This is a genomic window from Actinomadura sp. DC4, assembly GCF_030406325.1.
GTDB lineage: Bacteria > Actinomycetota > Actinomycetes > Streptosporangiales > Streptosporangiaceae > Actinoallomurus.
Genome location: NZ_JAUEQY010000006.1, coordinates 397,334 through 405,861 on the forward strand (window position 1 = coordinate 397,334; position 8,528 = coordinate 405,861).

At 71.2% G+C, this 8,528-nt stretch carries 8 protein-coding genes; 1 reads left to right on the forward strand and 7 read right to left on the reverse strand.

What is annotated here, in order from left to right; genetic code table 11:
- Window positions 1–79: 79 nt before the first annotated feature.
- From dapA to QWU11_RS13325, 7 genes are all read right to left on the reverse strand, one after another.
- Window positions 80–1,018, reverse strand: a complete 939-nt coding sequence (dapA, locus tag QWU11_RS13295) for a 4-hydroxy-tetrahydrodipicolinate synthase (RefSeq protein WP_290105606.1) — start codon at window positions 1,016–1,018, stop codon at window positions 80–82.
- 634 nt (window positions 1,019–1,652) lie between these two features.
- Complete coding sequence (locus QWU11_RS13300; protein WP_290105608.1) at window positions 1,653–2,606, reverse strand: IS481 family transposase; 954 nt, start codon at window positions 2,604–2,606, stop codon at window positions 1,653–1,655.
- A 558-nt stretch (window positions 2,607–3,164) separates the two neighbouring features.
- The gene (locus QWU11_RS13305; protein WP_290105610.1) at window positions 3,165–3,359 is read right to left on the reverse strand and encodes a hypothetical protein; all 195 of its coding nucleotides are present in this window, start codon (window positions 3,357–3,359) and stop codon (window positions 3,165–3,167) included.
- A 516-nt stretch (window positions 3,360–3,875) separates the two neighbouring features.
- On the reverse strand, window positions 3,876–4,385 hold the full coding sequence (locus tag QWU11_RS13310; RefSeq protein ID WP_290105613.1) for a hypothetical protein: 510 nt from the start codon (window positions 4,383–4,385) through the stop codon (window positions 3,876–3,878).
- Window positions 4,386–4,599: 214 nt separating this feature from the next.
- Window positions 4,600–5,301 carry an HAD family hydrolase gene (locus tag QWU11_RS13315; RefSeq protein WP_290105616.1) on the reverse strand — a complete coding sequence of 234 codons (702 nt, stop codon included), beginning with the start codon at window positions 5,299–5,301 and terminating at the stop codon, window positions 4,600–4,602.
- On the reverse strand, window positions 5,301–6,329 hold the full coding sequence (locus QWU11_RS13320) for a hypothetical protein (protein WP_290105618.1): 1,029 nt from the start codon (window positions 6,327–6,329) through the stop codon (window positions 5,301–5,303). The genes QWU11_RS13315 and QWU11_RS13320 overlap by 1 nt, the downstream gene beginning before the upstream one ends.
- Window positions 6,322–7,350: a DMT family transporter gene (locus tag QWU11_RS13325; RefSeq protein WP_290105621.1), complete on the reverse strand. Its 1,029-nt coding sequence runs from the start codon at window positions 7,348–7,350 to the stop codon at window positions 6,322–6,324. Before QWU11_RS13325 ends, QWU11_RS13320 begins: the two co-directional genes overlap by 8 nt.
- Here QWU11_RS13325 and QWU11_RS13330 point away from each other — a divergent pair.
- The coding region (locus tag QWU11_RS13330) for a PLP-dependent aminotransferase family protein (protein WP_290105624.1) at window positions 7,349–8,528 on the forward strand (1,180 nt) is incomplete at its 3' end. The genes QWU11_RS13325 and QWU11_RS13330 overlap by 2 nt on opposite strands.

Here is an 8,528-nt window from a genome sequence, read left to right on the forward strand (position 1 = left end):
ATGCGCGTCTGTCACGCGCCCTCCTAGCCTGTTCAGCGGCTCGCCGCTCCGGCGATGCCGTTTTGTGCCTTTGGTCCTCTCACGGACCCTCCAAGATCTTGACTCCGCCGGCGATGAGGTCCTCCCTCAGCGCGGCGGTGAACTCCGGCGTCGCGTCGACCAGCGGCGGCCGTACGGCTCCGCCCGGCTGGCCGACCAGCGACAGCGCGGCCTTCGTCGCGATCACACCCTGGGTCCGGGTCATGATCGCCGTGATCACCGGGATCAGCCGGCGATGAATCCGCCGGGCTCGCTCGGTGTCTCCCGCCAGGTACGCGTCGATCATCTCGTGCAGATCGGCGCCCACCACGTGGCCGACCACGCTCACGAACCCGGCCGCGCCCATCGAGAGCCACGGCAGGTTGAGAGCGTCGTCTCCGGAGTAGAACACCAGGTCGGTCTCGGCCATCACTCGGGACGAGGCGAACAGATCGCCCTTGGCGTCCTTGACCGCGATGATCCGCGGGTGCTCGGCGAGACGGATCAGCGTCTCGGGCGCGATGGGCGTGCCGGTACGACCTGGAATGTCATAGAGCATCACCGGCAGGCCGGTCGCGTCGGCCACCGTGGTGAAGTGGCGCGCGAGTCCCTCCTGCGGCGGCTTGTTGTAGTACGGCGTGACGACGAGCAGCCCGTGCGCGCCGACCTGCTCGGCCTGCCGGGCCAGCTTCAGGGTGTGCACGGTGTTGTTGGTACCCACGCCCGCGATGACGGTCGCGCGGTCGCCGACCGCGTCGATGACCGTACGGAGCAACCGCTCGTCCTCCGCGTCGGTGGTCGTCGGGGACTCGCCGGTGGTGCCGCTGACGACGAGACCGTCGTTGCGCTGCTGGTCGACGAGGTATGCGGCGAGCCGCGCCGCTCCGTCGTAGTCGACGGCGCCGTCGGCCGTCATCGGGGTGACCATCGCGGTCAGCATCCGGCCGAAGGGCGCCGCTCCGTCGCGCTCCTGCGGCACAGGGTTCGTGCTGGGTGCCATGTTCCGAACTTACCGGGCATCGCCCCCGGTGGGGACCCGCGGGCACCCCCGTGTCGTCTTCTTACGCCTGTGAACTCCCCTAATAAGGGTGACGCCGCCAGAACACGCTCGGGGGTACATGTTCTGACGGCGTCTTCTGATCAATCGTCTGCCACAAATCCGGCGTTACCGGTGAACCTTGGCGGGCTTTCGTGCGTTGAAGAGAGTGGGATGAGGTTCCGCCGGGGTCTGGCGGGGCTGGCGGAGCCTCTCCCGGCGGAGGATGCGCGCCTCGGTCGCCGGGGTCTGGGGCTCTCTCGCGCCGATCACCCACCCGATCGGCGCACCCGCGGCCGAGGCGCGCGCACCCTCCCACCCCGCCCGAAATGTCAGGATTCCGGCGGCGTGGCCGGGATCGGCCGATTCAAGGTACGCACCGGCGGCCGCCACGTTCCGGATAACTTTTTCTTTTGACACGCGCCGCGCCGGCCAGGAGGTTCTGCCGCCGGAACCGCAGAGACGCGACGGCCTGTCCATCGAACGACCGCTGCCGGCGCGGCGGGCCTCGGGACCGAACATGGCGGAGCAGCGGCCCCCGGCCCGCATCAGCCCGTGGCGGCTCGCTTCATCGATCGCACGACCACGCCACTGTGTCCTAGATGTACTCACCCGTGAGGTTGGGGACGCGGCTGGCGGGTGGTTGGCCTTTGAGCGCGGTGTGTCCGCGGTGGTGATTGTAGGCATGTAGCCAGGCGGGGAAGGCTTGGCGTCGTTCGGTTTCGGTGCGGTAGGGGCGGGCGTAGGCCCATTCCTCCAGCAGGGTGCGGTTGAGTCGTTCGACCTTGCCGTTGGTTTGTGGTCGGTAGGGGCGGGTGCGTTTGTGGGTGATCCCGGCGGTGGCCAGGACGTCGCGCCAGGGGTGGGATCTGTAGCAGGAGCCGTTGTCGGTCAGTACTCGTTGGACGGTGATCCCGGCCGAGGTGAAGAACGCGTGGGCGCGGGTCCAGAACGCGGTGGCGGTTTCTTTCTTCTCGTCGGTGAGGATTTCGCTGTAGGCCAGGCGGGAGTGGTCATCGACGGCGGTGTGGATGTAGCTGTATCCAGCGCCGGAGCGGGTTTTGCGGCCTGCTTGGCGGCCGATCATCTTGTGGCCGCCGCCGTCGGGGATGTTGCCGAGTTTTTTGATGTCCACATGCACCAGCTCACCCGGTGCGGCGTGTTCGTAGCGGCGGATCACGTGGCCGGTGGCACGGTCGGTCCAGGTCAGCCGGTTGAGCCGGTAACGGACCAGGACCCGGTGCACGGTGGCGGGGTTCAGGCCCAGCAGGCCGGCGATCCTGGCCGGGCCCCAGCGTCGCAGGACCCGGACCTTGATGATGCGCCGTTCGGTGCGGGTCGGGGTGCGCCGGGGACTGGTGTGCGGGCGGCTGGAGCGATCCCTCATGCCGGCGGACCCGTACTGGCGGTAGCGATCCGCCCATCGCTTGGCCGTCGTCGGCGAGACCTGGAAACGCTCGGCGGCCCGCCGCAACGGCCAGCTGTCATCAACGACACAGCGGGCCAGGCGAAGACGTCCGGTCTCGGTCAGGGGTGCGTTACGGTGCGGCATGAGGGCCTTTCTGGTCGCCGGTGCAGATGTCGCAATCCACACCGAGCCAGAAGGCCCTCACCTATATCAAGATCATCCACCCGTGTCGCCGTTACCAACCTCAGTGGTCAGTACACCTAGATCACTCGCCGCACCGACTGAGCGGCCTCATCCCGGGACCGGTTCGCGTCGCGCCTGACCGATCGCGGTCTTGGGTTTCCGGCCGCGCGACCGCGCACTCTGCGGACCACGCCGCCCCCGGCGCCAGAACGCGCCGGCCAGACGGTCCCGTACCCGGGACCGGGCAGCGTCGGGTCGCCTCACCGATCGCGGGTCTGCGTTCATCGCGTGTACGGCCGCGCGCTCCGCGGCCCACCGCCTCCGTGCGCCGGCCGGGCGGCCCTGCTCTCTCGATCCGTCCTGGGGCCGTGCCGGGTGTCTCACCGACCGTGGGGGAACTGCTGTCGTCTGCCCGGCCGCGCATGCTCTCGGCACACATCAGCTCGCCTGCGCGGCCGCGCGTTCTCCTTGCCCTGTCCGGTCAGCCGGCTACCAGGGCGGGCGCATCCTCATGGGTTCTCAGCCCTCATGTCCCGCGATGTGCTCATCGAGCCGCGTCTTGAGCTCATCGGGGCTCAGAGCGCGGAGGAACTCATTGCCGCGGACCGCCCAGTAGTGGCCCGAGCCGCCCAGCCCGAACCGCCATCCGGAGTAGCCCGCCGCGAGTTCCTGAAGCCGACCGTCCGCCCGGTCGACGATGTGCCTCATGCTCATTCTCTCCGAACCTCCCTACACCGCCATCCGCCGCGACCAGCGCAGCGGGTCCCCGGATTCCTTCCCCCGGAGACGGGGGTTTGATCGCACGAAAACGGTCGCGCACGCTTGCATGATCATCTCCGCGGGCAAGACGATGGCATGGCCCGCCAAAGTCCAGGCAATTCGTGGGTGATGTAACTAAATCGTGACAAGTGCTTGTCCTTGCGATCTGAGAGGCGATCCAGCCGTCAGCCGCAAGGCCCGGTGCAAGTTCCATTGCGAGACTCACTGCAGGGTCCACTACAGGCCCCGCCGCACGACCCGTTGGGGGACTCGTCGTGGCAGGTCAGAGCATAGATGAGTCACAGACCGTCCCGTCCACGGGACACCACTCCGAACGTGCGGCCCCGGACATCCGGAACGGTCGTTCTATTCCGGCCGAAACGACGCTCAGAGTGTCCGCATCGGCCGCGCTGTACGACCGATTCGATGACCATGGACCCGGCGCCCGAGTCGCTCGCCGTACGGGCCGGCTCAGTGGTGGCCGCGGTGCGGCGAGACGGTCGTGTAAGTCGTGACGGGTACGCCGCCGGGGTCGCGCAGTTGGTGCAGGCGCACTTCGAGCAGGACCGAGCCCACCGCCCAGATGAGGGCGTACAACACGACGGCGGCGGCGCACCGGCGTAGCAGCGGATGGCGGATCGGAGCGGGCCTCGGCGCCGGCGGCCAGTCGGGCCCGTAGTCCATGAAGGGACTGGCGTCCGGCACCCGCCGCCTCCCCAGCACCGGCCCGCGCTCCAGGAGACGCGTCAGCGCACGCCCAGAGCGGACCGCGGCCGGCCACTCCCGGCCGCGCGACAGGCCCCGTACGAACGCGTGCGCGCCGGGAAGCACCACACCGCGCCCCGGAGCACGCTCAGGAAGGGCGGCGGCGAACCACGCCCGCCCGCGCGGCAACCCGTGTACGAACGGGTGCACCCATCTCAGGACGGCGGCGAACCACGCCCGTACGCGCGACAGGGCGGCCACGTACACGGCGGGCACTACGCCGCGCCTCGCGAGGAGGGGCGACCACCTCCGGGCGCGGGCGGGCCGATGTCACGGTCCCGTTCGCGGCCGAACCGACGGATGTTCGCGCTGCGATGACGTGTCCAGCAGGCCATTGCCTCCCCCGGCATCCCCTGGAGCCAAGCACCGGAGTGACGACGTCCGGTGCCCTGACCTTTACCCCTCCCGCACATCCGCCAATCATGATCATTTAGCGGGCGGCTCGCCACCCGTACAGGAGAGCCGGGAGTTCTCCGAGCGTGCGGACGGCCGGGAGCGCGGCGGGGGCGGGGTCGCCGGCGCGGTTGAGCCAGACGCCGAGCAGCCCGGCGTCCGACGCGGCGACGGCGTCCGTACGGAGCCGGTCCCCGACGTAGGCCACCTCATCCGGGTCGAGCCGCAGCCGCCGGCAGCCGGCGTGGAAGATCCGCGCGTCCGGTTTGGCGGCGCCCGCCTCGCTGGAGGCGACGACCTCGGGCAGGTCGGCGGCGATGCCGACGCGGCGGAGCTTGGCGCGCTGCTGCGAGGCGTCGCCGTTGGTCAGGACGCCCAGCCGCAGGCGCCCCGCGAGCGCGTCGAGCGCCGGCCGTACGTCGGGGTAGGCCCGCCAGGCGGACTCGTAGCGGCGCAGGTAGCCGGCGAACCAGGCGTCGGCCCGCGTGGCGTCACACGTGCCCAGGCCCAGCTCGGCGAAGAGGGCGGCGACCCGTACGCGGCGCTGTCCGGCGAAGGTCAGGTCGCCGGACAGGTACCCCTCCATCGCCGCCTCTTCGAGCTCCCTCCAGCGGCGCACCACGCCCTCGGTCCGGTACACGGCGGGGAGGGCCCCGGTGAGTGCGTCCGCCGCGGCGGAGTCGTGGTCGACCAGGGTGCCGTCGAGGTCGAACAGGACGGCCTTGATCGCCGGAGACATCAGAAGACCGGGATGATGTCCTCAGGGTCGATGTCGGAGACGTCGACGCCGTCGATGTCGAGTTCGGGGATGGCAGGGAAGGCGATGCCCCAGCGCTCGACGATCGCCCGCACGCGTGCCATCGCCACGCGCCAGTTCTCCGCCTGCTCGTCGAACGACAGCACGCCCAGGCCGGCGTCGCGGGCGTAGGACATCAGCACCCGGTGGTTGGCCAGGAAGTACGGCGGCAGGTCCCAGAAGCCCTCCGGCGGCTCCCAGAGGATCATCGACAGGAACACGAAACCGGCCCGGAGCTGCTTGGTGATCAACTCACGGGTGTCGTCGGTCAGGCCCGGCCACTCGTTCTCCAGGATGGTCATGCAGATCTGCAGGTGGCGGGACTCGTCGCGGCCGATGCGCTGGAACATCTCGCCGAACACCGGGTGCTCGGTGCCCGACGCCATGCCGCGGAACAGCGTGGAGGCGGCCATCTCGCCCATCATGAAGCTGGTGAACAGCACCGGCAGCGTGTAGCGGCCGACCGCGGTGTTGTAGCCGGTCCAGTAGCGCCCGCCGTTGTGATAGAGCCACGCGATGTTGTTGTGCGCCGCCTTCTCCAGGTCGGTCTTGGGCTCCCAGTCGAGCGGGCCGCCCGGCCACAGCTTGGCGATCGTGCGCTGGCAGCACTCCTCGTGGTTCATCTCGTCGCGCGTGATCGAGAAGAAGCACTTGCGGACCGGGTCCTCCTCGTGCTTCTCGAACGCCTGGATCGTGGCGCGCGCGAAGACCGCCGGGCCGGAGGCGTCGAAGTTGGCGAGCACGGAGAACCAGTACATGATGCCGAGCCGCTGCTCGACGGTGAAGTCCTCCGCGCGCAGGCCGTCCCACGGCAGGTCGGCGGGGTTCCAGACGACGCGCTTGGACTTCTCGTAGATCGCCGCGAGCTTGTCGGTCTCGACGTGCCATTCCATCGGGTAGATGTTCGGCTGCGGCACCTCCGGCGCGGGCCAGAAGCCGCCCTCGGGGATCGTGAGCTTCTTGTCAGCCATCCACCGCTCCTCGTCGTGAGACCGGGCTCTGAGAAACACCCTCTTGTGACACCGTACGTCGAATCGTGCTGGATGGTGTCATATCGCGCAAGACCCGGGCGCGCTGCGCGAACAGGACGCAGACCAGTACACCGGCCGCGGCCACCACCGTGCTCGGTCCCGCGTGCTCGCCGAGCAACAGCCACGACCAGAGCAGGGTCAGCAGGGGCTGGGCGAGCTGCACCTGGCTCGCCCGCGCGACACCGGCCCTGGCCATCCCCGCGTACCAGGCGAAGAAACCCAGGAACATCGACACGACCGCGAGATAGGCCAGACCGGCCACCGCCGGGCCGTTCCAGCGTGGGGGCTCGGCGACCAGCAGGACGGCCGTGACCGGAAGCGTGATCGGCGCGGCGAGGACGAGCGCCCACGAGACGACCGCGCGGCCCGGCATGTCACGGGCGAGCCGGCCGCCCTCGGCGTACCCGAGCCCGGCGGTCACCAGCGCGCCGAACAGGAAGACGTCGGCGACGGAGAACCGCCCGGGACCGTTCCGCAGCGTGAACGCCACGATGCACGCCGCCCCGGCCACACTCGCGACCCAGAACGCCCACGACGGCCTCTCGCGTTCCACCCCCGTGGCTACGCCCCACCGCCCCCACGCACGCAGGGTGCCGAAGGCAGCGGTCGTGATGGGGAGCAGCCCGGTCACCACGGCGGCGTGCGAGGCCGAGGAACCGTGGCTGAGCGCGAGCGTGGACAGCACCGGGAAGCCGAAGACGATGCCGCCCGCGACGACGGCGAGAGAGATCCACTGGGTACCGCGCGGCCGGGCCGCCCGCGTCAGACGCAGCGCGGCCACCGCGAGCAGGGCGGCGATCGCGGCCCGGCCGACGCCGATGGTGTATGGGCCGAAGGCGCGCAGCGCGAAGGAGGTGGAGGGGACGGTGAAGGAGAAGGCGAGCACGCCGAGCGCGGCGGCGCCGAGCCCGGGCGGCAGCGCTATCCGGCCGATGGGAGTAGCGTTATCCTGATCTCTCATGAATGACGATAGCAGTATCGCCGTCCTCGCCGCCGAGCTGCGGGGCGCCGTGGCGGAGCTGCGGCCCGGCGACCGGCTGCCCTCCAGCCGCGTGCTCATGGCGCGGCACCAGGTCAGCCCGGTCACGGTGGCGCGGGCGATCGGACTGCTCAGCGCCGAGGGCCTGGTCGTCACCCGGCCGGGCAGCGGCACCTACGTCGCCGAGCGCGCCCGCGCACGTGGCGACTCCGGCCTCGCCTTCGCCTGGCAGGCCGTGCCGCTCGCCGACCGCACCGTCGACGCCGGCGGCGTCGTGGCGCTGCTGTCCCCGCCGCCCGACGGCGTGATCGCGCTGAGCGGCGGTTACCTCGCGCCCGAGCTGCAGCCCGTACACGCGCTGGCGACCGCGGCGGCACGGGCGGTCCGGCGGCCGGGCGTGTGGGAACGCCCGCCGCTGCACGGCCTGCGCGGGCTGCGCGAGTGGTTCGCCCGTACGGCGGGCGGCGACGTGACGGCGGCGGACGTGACGGTCACCGGCGGCGGGCAGGCCGCGGTGACGATCGCGCTGCGCGCCCTGCTGCCGCCCGGCGCGCCGCTGTTGGTCGAGTCGCCCACCTATCCGGGCGCGATCGACTCGGCGCGGGCGGCCGGGCTGCGGCCCGTACCGGTTCCGGTCGATGAGGACGGCCTGCGGACCGACCTGCTCGCGGACGCGTTCGCCGCCTCCGGCGCCCGCGCGGTGTACTGCCAGCCGACCTTCCACAACCCGACCGGCACCGTGCTCTCCCCCGCGCGCCGCGCGCAGGTGCTCGACGTGGCGCGCGCGGCGGGGGCGTTCGTGATCGAGGACGACTTCGCGCGGCACCTGGGCATCGAGCCGCCGCCGCCCTCGCTGATCTCCGCCGACGGCGACGGCCGGGTCGTGCACATCTCCTCGCTGACGAAGGCGACCGCGCCGAGCGTTCGGGTGGCCGCCATCGCCGCGCGCGGTCCCGTGGCCGAGCGCATCCGCGCCACCCAGCTCGTCGACTCGTTCTTCGTCGCCCGGCCGCTCCAGGAGGCCGCCCTGGAGCTCGTCGGCTCGCCCGCGTGGCCGCGCCACCTGCGGACGATCGGCGAGGCGCTGCGGCGGCGGCGCGACGCCCTCGCGGCGGCGCTGGCCGCGCACGGCCTGCGGCCCGCGGTGCTGCCGCGCGGCG